Origin of the sequence: Peribacillus sp. NPDC097197 (genome assembly GCF_050278025.1) — a bacterium.
In the GTDB taxonomy this organism is placed as follows: Bacteria; Bacillota; Bacilli; order Bacillales; family DSM-1321; genus Peribacillus.
On the sequence record NZ_JBNNST010000006.1, the window covers coordinates 226,638 to 241,449 of the forward strand.

General features: G+C 39.9%; 14 protein-coding genes. 8 read left to right on the forward strand and 6 right to left on the reverse strand.

Features of this window, described 5'->3' with window-relative positions:
- Nucleotides 1–12 precede the first annotated feature (12 nt).
- A complete protein-coding gene (locus tag ACQKL6_RS10620; RefSeq protein WP_427591045.1) occupies nt 13–990 on the forward strand; it encodes a quinone oxidoreductase family protein in 978 nt (325 codons plus the stop codon).
- A 50-nt stretch (nt 991–1,040) separates the two neighbouring features.
- Here ACQKL6_RS10620 and ACQKL6_RS10625 read toward each other — a convergent pair whose 3' ends face one another.
- Entirely contained in the window at nt 1,041–1,376 is a 336-nt protein-coding gene (locus tag ACQKL6_RS10625; protein ID WP_427591046.1) for a DUF3905 domain-containing protein, read from the reverse strand.
- 120 nt (nt 1,377–1,496) lie between these two features.
- On the opposite strand from ACQKL6_RS10625, the gene ACQKL6_RS10630 reads away from it, so the two are divergent.
- Both ACQKL6_RS10630 and ACQKL6_RS10635 read left to right on the forward strand, forming a co-directional pair.
- Nucleotides 1,497–1,655, forward strand: coding sequence for a hypothetical protein (locus ACQKL6_RS10630; RefSeq protein ID WP_402867950.1), 159 nt, complete (start codon nt 1,497–1,499; stop codon nt 1,653–1,655).
- Nucleotides 1,656–1,796: a hypothetical protein gene (locus ACQKL6_RS10635; RefSeq protein ID WP_402867952.1), complete on the forward strand. Its 141-nt coding sequence runs from the start codon at nt 1,656–1,658 to the stop codon at nt 1,794–1,796.
- Between the two features lie 39 nt (nt 1,797–1,835).
- On the opposite strand, the gene ACQKL6_RS10640 is transcribed toward ACQKL6_RS10635, so the two are convergent.
- Both ACQKL6_RS10640 and ACQKL6_RS10645 read right to left on the reverse strand, forming a co-directional pair.
- Complete coding sequence (locus ACQKL6_RS10640; protein ID WP_402867954.1) at nt 1,836–3,596, reverse strand: B12-binding domain-containing radical SAM protein; 1,761 nt, start codon at nt 3,594–3,596, stop codon at nt 1,836–1,838.
- 172 nt (nt 3,597–3,768) lie between these two features.
- On the reverse strand, nt 3,769–4,821 hold the full coding sequence (locus ACQKL6_RS10645; RefSeq protein WP_402867956.1) for an acyltransferase family protein: 1,053 nt from the start codon (nt 4,819–4,821) through the stop codon (nt 3,769–3,771).
- A 266-nt stretch (nt 4,822–5,087) separates the two neighbouring features.
- Here ACQKL6_RS10645 and ACQKL6_RS10650 point away from each other — a divergent pair, with 266 nt between their 5' ends.
- The 3 genes from ACQKL6_RS10650 to ACQKL6_RS10660 all read left to right on the forward strand — a co-directional run bounded on the left by ACQKL6_RS10650 (nt 5,088) and on the right by ACQKL6_RS10660 (nt 8,375).
- Nucleotides 5,088–7,247: a PAS domain-containing protein gene (locus ACQKL6_RS10650; RefSeq protein WP_427591047.1), complete on the forward strand. Its 2,160-nt coding sequence runs from the start codon at nt 5,088–5,090 to the stop codon at nt 7,245–7,247.
- A 273-nt stretch (nt 7,248–7,520) separates the two neighbouring features.
- On the forward strand, nt 7,521–7,745 hold the full coding sequence (locus tag ACQKL6_RS10655; RefSeq protein WP_402867960.1) for an aspartyl-phosphate phosphatase Spo0E family protein: 225 nt from the start codon (nt 7,521–7,523) through the stop codon (nt 7,743–7,745).
- Between the two features lie 72 nt (nt 7,746–7,817).
- The gene (locus ACQKL6_RS10660; protein ID WP_402956090.1) at nt 7,818–8,375 is read left to right on the forward strand and encodes a PilZ domain-containing protein; all 558 of its coding nucleotides are present in this window, start codon (nt 7,818–7,820) and stop codon (nt 8,373–8,375) included.
- 52 nt (nt 8,376–8,427) lie between these two features.
- On the opposite strand, the gene ACQKL6_RS10665 is transcribed toward ACQKL6_RS10660, so the two are convergent.
- The 3 genes from ACQKL6_RS10665 to ACQKL6_RS10675 all read right to left on the reverse strand — a co-directional run bounded on the left by ACQKL6_RS10665 (nt 8,428) and on the right by ACQKL6_RS10675 (nt 12,122).
- Complete coding sequence (locus ACQKL6_RS10665; RefSeq protein WP_402867963.1) at nt 8,428–9,159, reverse strand: ZIP family metal transporter; 732 nt, start codon at nt 9,157–9,159, stop codon at nt 8,428–8,430.
- A gap of 113 nt (nt 9,160–9,272) precedes the next feature.
- Nucleotides 9,273–10,502 carry an MFS transporter gene (locus ACQKL6_RS10670; protein ID WP_402956491.1) on the reverse strand — a complete coding sequence of 410 codons (1,230 nt, stop codon included), beginning with the start codon at nt 10,500–10,502 and terminating at the stop codon, nt 9,273–9,275.
- Between the two features lie 117 nt (nt 10,503–10,619).
- A complete protein-coding gene (locus tag ACQKL6_RS10675; RefSeq protein WP_427651054.1) occupies nt 10,620–12,122 on the reverse strand; it encodes an ATP-binding protein in 1,503 nt (500 codons plus the stop codon).
- Nucleotides 12,123–12,281: 159 nt separating this feature from the next.
- Here ACQKL6_RS10675 and ACQKL6_RS10680 point away from each other — a divergent pair, with 159 nt between their 5' ends.
- Both ACQKL6_RS10680 and ACQKL6_RS10685 read left to right on the forward strand, forming a co-directional pair.
- The gene (locus ACQKL6_RS10680; protein WP_402867969.1) at nt 12,282–12,719 is read left to right on the forward strand and encodes a MarR family winged helix-turn-helix transcriptional regulator; all 438 of its coding nucleotides are present in this window, start codon (nt 12,282–12,284) and stop codon (nt 12,717–12,719) included.
- A 239-nt stretch (nt 12,720–12,958) separates the two neighbouring features.
- Nucleotides 12,959–14,653 (forward strand): M3 family oligoendopeptidase, encoded by a 1,695-nt coding sequence (locus ACQKL6_RS10685; protein ID WP_402867971.1) that lies wholly within the window; start codon nt 12,959–12,961, stop codon nt 14,651–14,653.
- The last annotated feature ends 159 nt before the right edge of the window (nt 14,654–14,812 follow it).

Here is a 14,812-nt window from a genome sequence, read left to right on the forward strand (position 1 = left end):
AGGGGGAAGAAGATGAAAGCCATACAATTTGAAGCCTACGGTGGACCTGAAGTTCTAAAGTTGACAGAAAAGGAAAAACCGACGCCTACCGGATATGAAGTATTGATTGAAATTGACTGTGTCGGGGTCAACTATGCCGATACAGCCCGGCGGGAAGGGCAATATGTCGTACCAACGCCGCTCCCGTTTATTCCAGGTGCAGAAGTGGCAGGGGTTGTGGTGGAAGTAGGAGAAAAAGTAACCAAGATCAAGGCTGGAACTAGGGTTGTGAGTTTGATTGAATCAGGCGGCTATTCCGAATATGCCTTGTCCAATGAATTCTCCGCAATTCCATTACCGGATGAAATCTCTTTCCATGACGCGGTTGCTTTACCCCTACAAGGGCTAAGTGCGTATCACATCTTAAAGACGATGGGACGCCTGCAGGCTGGGGAAGTGGTACTTATCCATGCAGCAGCCGGGGGCGTTGGGACGCTTGCTGTCCAGCTTGCAAAGATTTTCGGGGCAGGGAAAGTAATTGCCACAGCTAGCACCGAAGAAAAATTGGAACTCGCAAAAGAGATGGGGGCGGACGTACTCATTGATTATACGAAAGAGGGATGGGAGCTCGAAGTGAGAGAGGCGACAGACGGTAAGGGCGTGGATGTTGCCCTTGAAATGGCAGGAGGGGACATTTTCAATAAGACCCTGAAATGTCTGGCTCCTTTTGGTCGCATAGTCGTTTTTGGCAATGCTAGTCGTGAGCTATATACGATGAATCCTCAGAATTTAATGCGCCGTAATCAATCCGTCATAGGTTTTTTCCTACCCCAGATCATGAAAAGGCCGGATTTGCTTGTACCGAGTATCGAAGAGCTTTTCTCTTATGTAGCCTCAGGTAAACTAAAGATGACCATCGGAGGTATTTATCCAATCGAACAGGCAGCGGCGGTTCATGAAGAAATGAACGCGCGTCAAACGAAAGGGAAATTGATTTTGCAGATTAAATAAGGAAAGAGGGTGTCCTGGAAGTTTCAGGATACCCTTAAATTTGCGAGAGCTTAATCCGTTTCGGAGCTGACATCTTTATCGGGATGGAAAAAAGGGGCTTGAGGATCTCGTTTGGCTTCTAATAGTTCCCGATTTTCAGTCGAGTTCCAGCCAATATCATTTGTCGGGTGGACCCATTCATCACCAGCCATGATTTCCGGGTCTGTATCCTCATTCCAATTTTCAAGCGGTGAATTGTCTGAGGCGTACTTACTGTCCCCGATGACCACTCCATACTCATTCACAAATGGTGCTTCTGGTTTTATTCCAGTGTTCTTGAAGCTAGGTGCATTGATTTGATGTGGCTGAGTATCTGATAAAATTGGGTTATCGAGTTTTTTCTTCATTATATCCTCCTCCGTTTTTAGTCTTAATGTACGCGAATGACGATATATTATCCGTGAATAATTTTGAACGGAATTACCCCATTCTATAATGTTAACTTTTTTTATAGAGGTGGAATGAAAATGAAAAGGAAAGCCAATGTTGATGGGGCTGTAAAAGCCAGTAAAACGCCGAAGAAGAATCAAGGAATAGATGAATTTTCAAATGAATTTGCAGCCGATGAAAATGTCATGAAGGGTGCAAACCGTAACTCTAAACAAGGCAGAAAAGGAAGAAGTTAAATGAATAAACAAACACGTAAACAACCAGAGAAAAAAGATAAGGCCCAGTACGTACGAACGGAATTCGGTATGGAATTTAGTGAAGATATGAATGCAACCGAGATCTATGAAATACTGGCCGCGAAAAATAACAAAAAGTAAATAAGGACGGACCCCACAAACAGGGGTCCGTCCTTATTCTTATTGTATTGTGCTTTCAGCCTTAGATAGTGAAAAGATACGAGAACCTTTACCACTTGGATCAAAATAGGCAAGCATGATGGAAGGTTGTTCAATTATGGTCCCATCCGTTAAGTAGGTTTCTAAATCAAACGGAAGTTCTTCAATCAAGGTATGCTTATATATTTCCTTTTCGTTCAGTTGTAAATCCCTGAAATCGGTTCCTAGGTGCTCGGGATGCTTAAGAATTTCTTCATAAATCTTAGAACGGCCATGTTTATCTAAAGAGGCTTCCCACCAAGGTTTACGTGGCTTATATTTTTGATTCTTAAAGTAATCCAATTTCATGAGACCGATGACATTATTCAATTGATCGGTTTCCCTTTTAATCAAAAATAGCTCTAATCGCTTGAATAAATCTTCAAGCTGATGCCCAATGCGTGACCAGCCCTGCTCATCCCAATAGGTGCCGAATTCCTGGAAGAAGTCGAATGGGGAGGTAAATACCGTTTCTACAAGGAACTCGGTTGTATGGTTCATTCGATGATCGTTCCAGTATTTTTCAAGGACATCTTCGACTTGTTTAATGCGGACAATATCATCAAAGGTTAAAACATTGTTTCCCAGGATTTCGTAAGGGGCATGATCACTGTAAATATAATCGTGTTCATCCGCTCTAATGCGCAGCCCAGTGCCACGCAACATTTTTAAGAATCCGAGTTGCATCTCTTCGGGGCGTAGTGCAAAAACATCATTGAAGGTCTTTCTGAATGAAAAATAATCTTCTTCAGGCAGGCCAGCAATTAAATCGAGATGCTGATCTATTTTCTGTCCGTCTTTTACCATCGTGACAGTTCGGGTCAACTTTTCGAAATTCTGTCTTCTCATCACGAGATCATTTGTATGATCATTCGTAGACTGTACACCGATTTCAAAACGGAACAATCCGGCAGGCGCATGATCGTTCAAGAATTGAATGACTTCCGGGCGCATGATGTCAGCCGTGATTTCGAACTGAAAAACGACTCCAGGTTGATGCTCATCAATTAAAAACCTGAACATCTCCATCGCATAGCTCCGGCTAATGTTAAATGTACGATCGACAAACTTAATCGTTCTTGCCCCATTATCCATCAAATACCTGATGTCTTCTTTAATTTTTTCGCGGTCAAAATAGCGCACACCCACTTCAATCGATGATAGGCAGAACTGACAGCTGAACGGACAGCCACGGCTTGTCTCGATATACGTCACCCGTTTGGATATCTCATTACGATCTTCCTCTAAACGGTATGGTGAGGGAAGGGATTTCAGGTCCACCTTGCCATTCTGGGGCTGAATCACCTTTTTACCATCTTGCCGATAAGCAATTCCACTAACTTTCTTATAGTTGTGTTCCCCTTCTATTTCGGAAAGCAGGTCCTTGAAGGTTACTTCCCCCTCGCCAATGACAATAAAATCAGCACCTGGAATTTGATCTAGCCAATCATGAACATCGTAGGTCACTTCAGGACCACCGAGGATGATAACCAGTTCAGGATTGATCTTTTTAAGCATCGCCACGACTTTCATGGTTTCTTCGATATTCCATATATAACAACTGAATCCGATTACATCCGGCTTTTTGGAATAGAGGTCGCCGACGATGTTCATAATCGGATCTTTGATGGTGTATTCCGCAAGCTGTGCATCGTATTCCGGTTGGGCATAAGCCTTCAGGTATCGTATGGATAGAGATGTATGGATGTATTTTGCATTAAGAGTACTAATAATTATATTCATAAAAAATGGCGCAATGAAAGCGCCTATCTCCTTTCGTGTACATGTTATCTAAAAGCCAACAAGCACTAACGAATAATTGTACCATAGTCTCTTGGTTTTGGAAAACCACTTACAGTATAAAATGTTAAATAGAAGAAAATAAAAGGACAACCCTATGGCTGCCCTTTTTGTTCTAAAACCTGGTAGTAGATTGTTTATGTTCTTTACTAGGCTTTATATATTCTTTAACTTTACGAGCGAACTGTTTGGTCCTGGATATTTTCAATTCGATAATGGGCTGTGCCATGGAACCTATGATTTCGCTTGAAAGCATAACTGTAATCAAGAAGGAAAGCCCGGCTAGCATGATGAAGCTTTCGGTGTTACTAAAGTATTCCTGAAGGGTGCTTTCACGGAAAAAACGAATGAAGAAGCCGTGAAGCAAGTACACATACAGGGTTTGCTTACCCCAGTTGGTAAAGAAATATTGTTGTCTTGGGATAAAGGATAAAAAGCTAAACACTGTAATGACACTTAATCCGTAAAAACCAAGACGTTTAAACATGGATATGATGGACGCTTCCTCTAGCTCGGAATAGGGCTTAGAGCCAAGCAACCATTTATAATTGATATCTGCTTTTAAATAAAAACCGATGAAAACAACAAGGATGATAGAGAGTGATGCTATATGGACTTTAGGTGTAAATAGTCTTTTTAAATGATCTTTGTTTAAATGATACCCAATTAAAAACATGGGGAAAAATACAAACGTTCTCGATAAGCTTAGGAAATTGGAAATGAAGTCCACATATCCAATTAGCAAGGCGATTAGGAACGATAAACCTATACCGACAAGCGGCTTCAGTTTAGAGAAACCGAGAAGCATGATATTCCAGCAAAATAAACTGATCAAGAACCACAAAGACCAATGGGGGGTGAGCATGTCTACATTGAAGGAAGAACGATCATATAGAAAATAATAGTACACTGTGTAAATGATTTGGAAAATGATATAAGGTACGATCATTTTCATGGTGATTTTCGCTAAATACCCTTTTTGATAAAATCCTTTTGCAAAAAAACCGGAAACAAGGATGAAGGCCGGCATATGGAAGGAATAAATGGTTTTGTAAAGCGCATAAATCGTTTCACTATCGTTTATATAGGTGTTCAACAAGTGTCCAAAAACGACAAAGCCCATGAGAATGAACTTAGCATTGTCAAAGAAAAAATCACGTTGTTTCATAGTTGCCTCCAAATATTTATTTTTAGGAGAAGAAATCATTGTATCTCTATACCCTAAAAATAGAGATTGAAATCCATTATCATGGAAAGAGCTTAAATTTCCCTTAATTCAAAAATGAATTAAGAGAATGGCAATATAAATTTTACACGCATGACTAATTCTATTCTACTGTTTTTTTTGAAATAGCGAGGGAATTTGGGGTGGATGTCGAAAGAGATAGGTGTCGAAAGAAATGAATGGAAGTAGGTTTGGAAAGGGGTTTGAATATGAATGTAGAGTACGAGGCTGTCTGTAATGAGGAGATCAGCAGGTTGAATAAACACATCGAAGAATATAAAGAAATCTTTAATTCCATTATAGAGCCCCATATAATGATCGATGAAAACCTGAGATTCACCTATGCGAATGAGGCGGCATGCTTGTTGTTCGATCAGCCCAGAGAACAACTGGCTAAACTGAAGCTTAGTGATTTTCTTCAAGCAAGTACCTTACTTGCAGTTGATGTGGAGGGATTAAGCAGGCATAAAAAGCCTCTTAAGAAAAGGAAAGCGGTACAACTCCATAATGGAAACATGAGGGAGTTTGAGTTTATACAGGTTGGGACACTTTCAGGTGGAAAGAGGATTTTTCGTTTGGAGGATGTGTCTGAAATCGATCAGGTCGGGAATTTGATGCCACCGCAAATGGTTTTGGATAATTTCGATACAGCAAGAGAGGGTATTCTCCTTTTAAGTCGTAAAGGACTTATATTAGAGGCAAACTCCGCATTCATGAATGGTTTGAAAATCAATAAAAGAGATCTTATTGGGAAAAGACTATCAGATTTGGTGACACATGATGATAAGTCACAGCTAGACGAAGGGGTTAGTGAAATTTTTACAACATTGAATTCTATGGGTGAATTGGAGGTAACCCTACATGGGAAGCCTTGTCGTTTTACTTTTTCAACCCGTACACCAGTCGGAAATGAATTATTCATAACGACGTTTTCGAAGATCACTGAATCGAATATTATTGAAAAGAAATTAGAGTCGAGCGAAAGGATTTTTGCCGAGTTATTTGATCAATCAATGGAAGGAATCGTTTTTTGGAATGAGGCCGGTGTTATTTTTCGAGTCAATCAATCAGCCTGTAAAATATTTGAATCCACTAAGGAAGAAATGATTGGCAGTGACATATGGAAATTCATCTATAAGGAAAATCGTTATTTTAAAAGAATGCTTGCTACTTTTGAAAGAGACGGCCAAGTCAGGGATGATATTTTTTATAAGATGCCAAACAATCAAATCAAATTACTTGAATTAACGGCAAAGAAACATGAGGGCGATGGGTATAATGTAACCATCTTTCGTAATGTAACCGAACGCTGGGAAATAGAAAAAGAATTAAGGAAAAGTGAAGAGAAATTCAGGAAAATTTTTGAGGGGTCACTTGATGGGTTGATCTTATGGAACAAGGATGGATTTACGGACTTTAATGAATCAGGCAAGGCAATACTGGAAATCTCTAAGGAAAAACTCCTTTCTCTAACCGTAAAGGAATTCATCGGAAAAGTACCGGAAAATGCAATTGATTTGAATGCACATGTGGAAGCGGTATATAAAAAAGGAGTGTATTCTTCCATCATTCCACTAAAATTCGAAGATGGAAGGATTAAGCATATTGAATTTTTAACAAGAGGCAATCTGTATTCAAACCTGAATTTAACCATTTTTCGCAATGTAAGTGAAAGGCTTGAAATGCAAGAACAAATCAGGAAATCGGATACCTTACATGTTGTTGGTGAACTTGCCGCCGGAATCGCCCATGAAATTAGAAACCCCATGACAGCTTTAAAAGGTTTCATCCAACTGCTTGAAGATTTGGTCAAAGAGGATTTCTCTACTTATTTTCACATAATCACTTCAGAAATACAGCGCATCGAGACGATTATTACAGAGTTCCTGGTTTTGGCTAAACCGCAGGCCCTTCAATATTTGGAACAAGACTTGCACATCATCCTGAAAGAGACACTGGAGCTTTTAGCGGCACAAGCTTTACTTAATAATGTCCGCTTTGAGACAGATTTTGAGGGAATTGCATGCAACATATTCTGTGAAGCAAATCAGTTAAAACAAGTATTTATCAATATTATTAAAAATGCACTGGAAGTCATGCCGGATGGCGGCACAATTCGTATCCAATCGAGCCAAGTATCAAATAGCCACGTTCGCATCTCGATTATTGACCAAGGAAACGGGATATCCAAAGAAAAGTTAAAAAAGTTAGGTGAGCCATTTTATACGACAAAGGAAAGAGGGACCGGCCTCGGATTGATGGTCAGCTATAAAATCATAGAAGAACATAATGGATATATCGAAGTGGAAAGCGAAGTCGATAAAGGGACAGTTTTTCATATCTATTTGCCCATTAAAAGTGAAGCTTAGAGGATGATGCCAATTGGGTAACTGGTTCTTTTCACAAGGTTGGGTACTTGAAATCTTTCATAAATTGAAGGGTTTTTTTTTGTTTGAAAAGGTCATAAGGGTTCCCGTCATTTTCTGTCTTCTGTTGCTTTGAATTTTATCGCAATATAAGAAGTTTTGTCTTTTTTTGCGAACCTATTTACATATAAGGTATATTTTGTAATAATTCTTAAATATAATCAAACTCTAAAAAGGGCAGGAGTAGTGAATATAGGTATGAATTGTCGGAATGCAATGGAAATTTGTAACGAAATACGAATAAAACGGTGGGAAATGATGGATTTTGCGCAAATACACGGAATGAGTCATAATCATACCATTCGGATCAGTGAGGAGCTTGATAAACTGATTAATGAATATTTGATTCTGCAACATCATACGCCTATTGAAATGAGAGTGGAAACAAAAGACTTGGTCGTCATCTTACAGGAACCTTTCTACAATGATTACTTCCTTTAATAAAATATATAAGAAAATGGATCGTGAATTTATCTTTGGATAGCAGTGACTATGAAGAAATAGAGGTCAAGAATGGAATATATTCAACTAGTAAAACGAGGGGAGATTAGCCAGGCGGCATTATTTTTTATCGAAGGGGAACTGATGAATGTCATTGTTATGGATCCTGATCGATTTAATTCCGGTGATGCCGTTATCTGCCTGCATAAATCCCAAACATTCGAAACGAATATCATAAAAAAACAAGAGAATAATCTATACTTATTTGTTCCATGGTACGATACCCTTCAGGATAGTGAAAGAAGACGGGCTGCAAGGGTATCGTATGTTGCTCAAGGAAAAATCCAGTCCCCCCAAAAAAGTGAAAGGGTTCAGTTGATTGATTTGAGCATCAAGGGCCTAGGATTTTCGTGTGAAAACAAACTAATGAAAGCAGAGTTGCATACCATCACCTTTATGATTGATCATGCCAGGAATCATTTTACCATCAGGATACAAAATGAGCGGGAAATGGAAGATGCATATCGGTATGGAGTCAGTTTCATAGGAGTGCCTGTCAAAGATTTGTTTTATGTCAGGAGATATATTCTTAACAGTCAGCTTGATAAATTATCATCTGCGGCTGTTTAAAAAGGAAAAAGGCTGACTCACATAAGGAGCCAGCCTTTGTCATGTTCAATTATCATAGAATTTCCAATAAGATGACCATAAATAAGAGTCCGACTATGAAGGAATAGGTGGAGGTGCGCTCATTCCCATCCCCGTGACTTTCGGGAATCAATTCTTTGTAGACGATGAATAGCATAGCCCCAGCGGCAAATGCAAGACCATAAGGGACCAAGAATTCAATATAAGAGGTTAAGTAATATCCTAATAGACCCGTGACGATTTCTATGGCGCCAGTTAAGGTGGCAATTATGAAAGCCGTGAATCTCCCAATTTTTTGATTGATTAGAAACAATGCGACGAGCAAGCCTTCGGGAGCATTTTGGAGACCTATTGCAAAAGCTATCAAATTCCCTGTATCAGGCGCATTTGAGGCATAACTGACCCCAACGGAGAGACCTTCAGGAATATTGTGCAATGTGATGGCCGTGATGATGAGCAAAGCTTTCTCATCAAATTGAATACCACTTTTCGTATGGCCGAGATCAATGTGTGGAATATTTTTTTCCATCATCGTTAAAGTTAAGACTCCGAGGAAAACCCCGATGATAAGTTGGATATACCCCCCGGTTGCCAATGATTCTGGAATGAGGCTTAGCAAGGAAGCAGCCATCATGATTCCAGCTGTAAATGCTAAAAGTGTATCCCTGAATCGATGGGTCATGGACCCTTTAATGAAAAGAATCGGTAGCGCACCGGCCCCTGTAGACATAGCAGAGAGGATACTGCCTAATAAAACTCCACTCATAAATTTCTCCTTTGCATGGTTGTTCTTTTTTCATTCTTTCTTTTTTCTTCTTCTCTGGGTAAAACAATAATGTATTGTATTTTTGATTATCCAAATTGGTTACAGTGTGAAACCTATTTTTCGGGATACCATTGTTTTAACATGAAATCACTTGGTAGGAAGACACTGAGGATCCCTAGCAAGGGCAAAAATCCTACGATTTTAATCATGGCTGCAATCCCGATAATATCTGCAATCGCCCCCAATGAAACGGATCCAATCGCCCCCATACCAAAAGCGAGTCCTACAGTCAGACCAGCCATTGTCCCCACTTTACCGGGAACTAATTCCTGTGCATATATGACGGTAACGGAAAAACTGCTCATGATGATGAATCCGGCAATCAGTAATAGAATGAAAGCTGCAATCGGTGGTACGAATGGCAGAAGACCGGTTATCGGCGTACTTGCAGCAAAGGAAAAAAGTATCACGTTTTTCCGCCCAAAGCGGTCGGCGAGCGGGCCACCGAAAAATGTCCCGACTGCCCCAGCGGCTAAAAAGGCAAAAAGGAAGATCTGTGCCGCTTTTATTGTGAATGAGTGCTGTTCGATTAAATAAAAACTATAAAAATTTGTCATGCAGGATACATACCAGGAGCGGGCGAAGATAATGAATAATATTAAGACCAAGGCTTTGGCCACTTTATTGGAACGCTCTTTATTAACGACTTTAGCCGCCAGAGTTTTTGGCTGAAAATGCACGAGCCTTTGGGAATACCACTTGGCTATGTACAGTAATAGCATGACCGCGGCAAAGGCAACGAAAGCAAACCAGAGAGCGCCCTTCTGCCCGAACGGGACAAGAATGATGGCCGTGATGAGCGGAGCTAGTGCCTGTCCACTGTTTCCACCCACTTGATAAATTGACTGGGCCAATCCACGCTTGGGACCTCCAGCCATATAGGCGACTCTGGATCCTTCTGGGTGGAAAATGGCTGATCCAAAGCCCATTAAAACGACAGCACCGAGTATAGTTATATAGTTTGGTGCAAGAGCCAGGATGATGACTCCGATTAATGTGCTGGTTAATCCAACTGGCAAAGCATAAGGCAGTGGCTTTTTATCGGTATAAAATCCGACAGCTGGCTGTAGAAGTGATGAGATGATGTTCAGGCAGAAGGCAATCATGCCCAACTGTGTATAAGTTAAAGACATGGATTTTTCTAGGATGGGAAACATGGCCGGTACCACGGCCTGAAGAGAATCATTCATTAAGTGGCATATGCCAATAATAATCATTATTTTGAGGGTCATCTCTTGATTCTTTGGTATAGGTTTAGTTGCTGTGGTACTTGCCATATGTATTTGCCTTCTTTCTAAATTAGAATCTTATTCTAGTGACCTTTTATTTAAGGTCCGTCAAGATGATTATCTTAGGATAGAAGGGTTTACTTTACTGAAACGTGATTCTTTCCATATAGATTACTTACTCACGTTCTCTTTTAGGATTGGTAAGCGAATCATGACCGTCGTACCCTCCGAAAGCTTGCTTGTAATCTCGATTGTTCCATTGAAGAGTTCGATGATTCTCTTGCAGACGAAAAGTCCTAAACCGGTCCCTTCCTTTTTGGAAGTATAGAATGGCTCAAATACTTTCTGGATGTCGTTCGATTCCAACCCGTGTCCAGTGTCAATGATTTCTATAATAGCTTCTTGTTTTTTTGGATAAATATGTATGGTCAGGTTTTTGCCTTGTTCCATGGCCTCAAAGCCATTTTTTGCTATATTAAGTATGACCTGCTTGAGTTGGTCCTTCGTACAGTATACAGGAAGTGGTGACCTAACTATATCCCATTCGACTTCGATACAGTAAAAACGAGCTTCAGATTCTATTATCGGTCTTAATTCAGCAACGATACCGCGTACATCATATGAGGATAAGTTTTGCACCATCGGCTTACCTAGAATCAAGAACTCACTGACGATACTGTTTATCCTTTCTATCTCTTTCATGATGATGGAATAATAAAACTGGTCTTGTTCATCTGGATGCTTCTCATTTAGCAATTGGACAAGTCCTTTTATGCCCGTGAGTGGATTTTTGATTTCATGTGCAGTACTTGCTGCAAGTGTACCTACGAAATTCAACTTTTGGTCATCAATGAGTTGTTTTTGTTTTTTTGAATTCCTACGATAGAGGAACTCATATACAATAATATAAATCACATGGGTGATGATGAAGGTGAAAAATATAAAAGAATAGAATATATGGATGTTTTGGGTATCCTTTTTTTCCAGCATTTTAACTGATATGGACCATTCGGCTTCTGTCAAGGGGAGGGTCATCCATCTTGAACTTGGGCTTACATTCCCGATATTTATATCAACGACCTTTTCTCTCTCATTCGTTTGAAGTTTTACTGTTTGTTCAGGTGAAAGTGTATTCAAGATATTCTTTAAATAATCGAATTTGATCTGAACCAATAAAAATCCCCGTACTTCCTTATCCTTTTCCAATATTGGGGCGAAGATGGTGAAGCACGTACAATTCAAATCATCAATTCCTGTTTTGTTGGCCATCACCGCTTTTTGAGTATTTACAGCTAAGTCCATATCTTCATGATCAATTAATTTGGATTGGGGGGGATGCTTGCTTGTACTATGTATGGTCATTCCTTCTCGATCCAGCAGATAAATGTCAGCGTATCTGGGGTCTGTATCTTTGATGGAGTCTAACAATTGATTCTTTGATTTTTCGTCCATATATGGAATAGAACTGTTGCGACTCAACCATTCCACATTTCCCTTGGTTTCCCTGATTACTTGGTCTATCGATTTTTGATAAACGGATCCAATCCATTCAGCCTTTGCTTTCCGTTCTTCTTGGATGGAATAATCAAAATATAACCAATAAGTGATAGTTAAAATGATTAATGGTAAAATGACGATAAGTATGTATTTCGAAAATCTCTGCCTTGAATTCATGTGGTCACTACTTTTATTTTTTCTTTTAGTATATCAAACTGGAGAATTAAACAATAGCAATAGCCATGCCCTATAGGCAAATTGACAAAAAAGGCGCAATAGAATATAATAACCTTCAATTCAAGATATTTTAATTAAAAATTTTAAGGTTGTGAAGTTATGGGGAATGATAGCATCCAACAGTCATTAAAGCTGTTTATCGTGATGTCAAGAGCTCACCGTTCGATTAATGATATAGTGAATAAACATATAGCTGAAGCGGGCTTGAATCCTACTGAATTTGCCGTACTTGAACTGTTATATCATAAAGGTGATCAACCTCTTCAACAAATCGGTGGCAAGATCCTGCTTGCAAGCGGTAGCATTACTTATGTAGTGGACAAGCTTGAACAGAAGGAGTTTTTACAGAGGATAGCTTGTAAAGATGACCGACGTGTAACGTTTGCCAAAATTACGGATAAAGGTAAAGCCTTTATTGAGGATGTCTTTCCTGATCATGAAAAAAGAATCGATGATGTGATGAGCGTCCTTACTAAAGAGGAAAAAGAAACGGCAATTGAATTACTGAAAAAGATTGGTTACTCCGCAAAAAAATAATCCAGTAAACCAGCACCTTAATTTAATTGAGGTGTTTTTGTAGTTTTATTATGCTTCGTCCGAATCTGACGGTCATGCCCACTAAAGGCGGAGAACCCTATTACTTTTTTCGTAAATAGGAAGGCTTTACATAAGAATATGGCGAATGTAATTATGTCCTATTTTAACTGGCAACCAATGAACACGATAGGTGTTTTTTGGGGAAAAAGGGATACAAATGATGAAATTGGGGTGTAAGTATGAAATTTAATGAGTATAAATATGAACGGCCTGAATTGGATGACATTAAAGGGAAATTCACGAAAGCTCTTAAGCAGTTTGTGGATGCGACTGAGGTTGAAGAACAAGTAGAAGCCATAAGTGAAATAAATGCCATTCGAAACTATGTTGGTACGATGAGCAATCTGGTCTATATTCGGCATACCATTGATACGACTGATGAGTTTTATAAAAATGAAAATGATTATTTGGACGAATTCTCACCTGAAATGGAGGAAATGACTTCCGCGTTTTATACAGAACTCGTTCAATCGAAATTCCGTCGGGAACTTGAGTCCAAGTGGGGAAGGCAACTATTTGATTTGGCTGAGGCACAGCTCAAAACGTTCTCGCCGGAAATCATCCCGCAACTGCAAAAAGAAAATAAGCTGGCAAGTGAGTACTCACAGTTAATAGCTTCCGCGAAAATTGAATTTGAGGGAGAAGAGCGGACATTGGCACAGCTTCAGCCCTTCATGGAGTCTGAGAGCCGTTCCATCAGAAAAATGGCAAGTGATGCTTACTATGGTTTCTTTGCAGAGAAGCAGGATGAACTGGATCGGATTTTTGATGAGCTGGTAAAGGTGCGACATGGCATAGCAACGACATTAGGGTATGATAACTTCGTCGAGCTAGGTTATTATCGCATGACACGGACCGATTATAATGCAGAGATGGTGGCAGCTTTCCGTAAACAGGTGAAAGAGGAAGTGGTTCCGCTCGTTACCCGCTTGAAGGAACGTCAGCAGAAACGCCTAGGTCTGGAGAAACTCTATTATTACGATGAGAATTTCCAATTCAGTACGGGGAATGCCGTTCCTAAAGGCGAAGCGGAGTGGATCGTGGAAAATGGTCAAAAAATGTACCATGAACTTTCTGCCGAAACGGATGAGTTTTTCAATTTTATGATTGAAAATGATTTAATGGACCTGGTTGCTAAAAAAGGAAAAGCAAGTGGTGGATATTGTACATTCATTGAAGATTATAAAGCTCCCTACATTTTTTCCAACTTCAATGGGACATCTGGTGATATCGATGTTCTTACACATGAGGCAGGACACGCTTTCCAGGTGTATCGAAGCCGTGACCTGGATATTCCGGAATATAATTGGCCAACCTATGAGGCTTGCGAAATCCATTCGATGAGCATGGAGTTCCTTACCTGGCCTTGGATGGATCTGTTCTTCAAAGAAGATACAGAAAAGTATAAGTTCTCCCATTTAAGTAGCTCGCTCGTGTTCCTGCCATATGGGGTGGCTGTGGATGAATTCCAACATTTTGTCTACGAAAATCCAAACGCATCGCCACTTGAGAGAAGACAGGCATGGCGCAAAATCGAGAAGGAATACTTACCTCATCGTGATTATGAAGAGAACGGATTTTTAGAGGGCGGAGGCTATTGGCAACGTCAAAGTCATATCTATCAGTCTCCATTTTATTACATTGACTATGCTTTGGCTCAAATATGTGCTTTCCAATTTTGGAAAAAGTCTGTGGAAAAAGATGAGAGTGCGTGGAAGGACTATTTAAACCTTTGTCAACTTGGAGGAAGTAAATCATTCCTTGGGCTCGTGGAATCGGCCAACCTTGATTCCCCATTTGCAGAAGGTACTGTGCAGTCTGTCGTAAGGGTTATCGATGAATGGCTGAGTTCGGTCGATGACCAAGCTTTATAAGTTGTGAAATCTCGTGAATCGTTAGCGGGTCTTCTATAGAAAGGCGCTCCCTTTAGAGGGAGCGTCAGTTTGTCGACAAAAGGGGTCCGGAATGATTTCATTCCGGACCCCTTTTTGATATTTTCTTGAAATTTCGCTCAAAATTTAGAATATAGGTCT

Bases quoted from the DNA above. Each gene is read 5' to 3' on its own strand.
- ACQKL6_RS10625 (WP_427591046.1), bottom strand. From the start codon at position 1,376: ATGAAGAAAAAACTCGATAACCCAATTTTATCAGATACTCAGCCACAT.
- ACQKL6_RS10635 (WP_402867952.1), top strand. From the start codon at position 1,656: ATGAATAAACAAACACGTAAACAACCAGAGAAAAAAGATAAGGCCCAG.
- ACQKL6_RS10645 (WP_402867956.1), bottom strand. From the start codon at position 4,821: ATGAAACAACGTGATTTTTTCTTTGACAATGCTAAGTTCATTCTCATG.
- ACQKL6_RS10685 (WP_402867971.1), top strand. From the start codon at position 12,959: ATGAAATTTAATGAGTATAAATATGAACGGCCTGAATTGGATGACATT.
- ACQKL6_RS10660 (WP_402956090.1), top strand. From the start codon at position 7,818: ATGGAATATATTCAACTAGTAAAACGAGGGGAGATTAGCCAGGCGGCA.
- ACQKL6_RS10620 (WP_427591045.1), top strand. From the start codon at position 13: ATGAAAGCCATACAATTTGAAGCCTACGGTGGACCTGAAGTTCTAAAG.
- ACQKL6_RS10655 (WP_402867960.1), top strand. From the start codon at position 7,521: ATGGAAATTTGTAACGAAATACGAATAAAACGGTGGGAAATGATGGAT.
- ACQKL6_RS10665 (WP_402867963.1), bottom strand. From the start codon at position 9,159: ATGAGTGGAGTTTTATTAGGCAGTATCCTCTCTGCTATGTCTACAGGG.
- ACQKL6_RS10650 (WP_427591047.1), top strand. From the start codon at position 5,088: ATGAATGTAGAGTACGAGGCTGTCTGTAATGAGGAGATCAGCAGGTTG.
- ACQKL6_RS10640 (WP_402867954.1), bottom strand. From the start codon at position 3,596: ATGAATATAATTATTAGTACTCTTAATGCAAAATACATCCATACATCT.
- ACQKL6_RS10680 (WP_402867969.1), top strand. From the start codon at position 12,282: ATGGGGAATGATAGCATCCAACAGTCATTAAAGCTGTTTATCGTGATG.
- ACQKL6_RS10630 (WP_402867950.1), top strand. From the start codon at position 1,497: ATGAAAAGGAAAGCCAATGTTGATGGGGCTGTAAAAGCCAGTAAAACG.
- ACQKL6_RS10675 (WP_427651054.1), bottom strand. From the start codon at position 12,122: ATGAATTCAAGGCAGAGATTTTCGAAATACATACTTATCGTCATTTTA.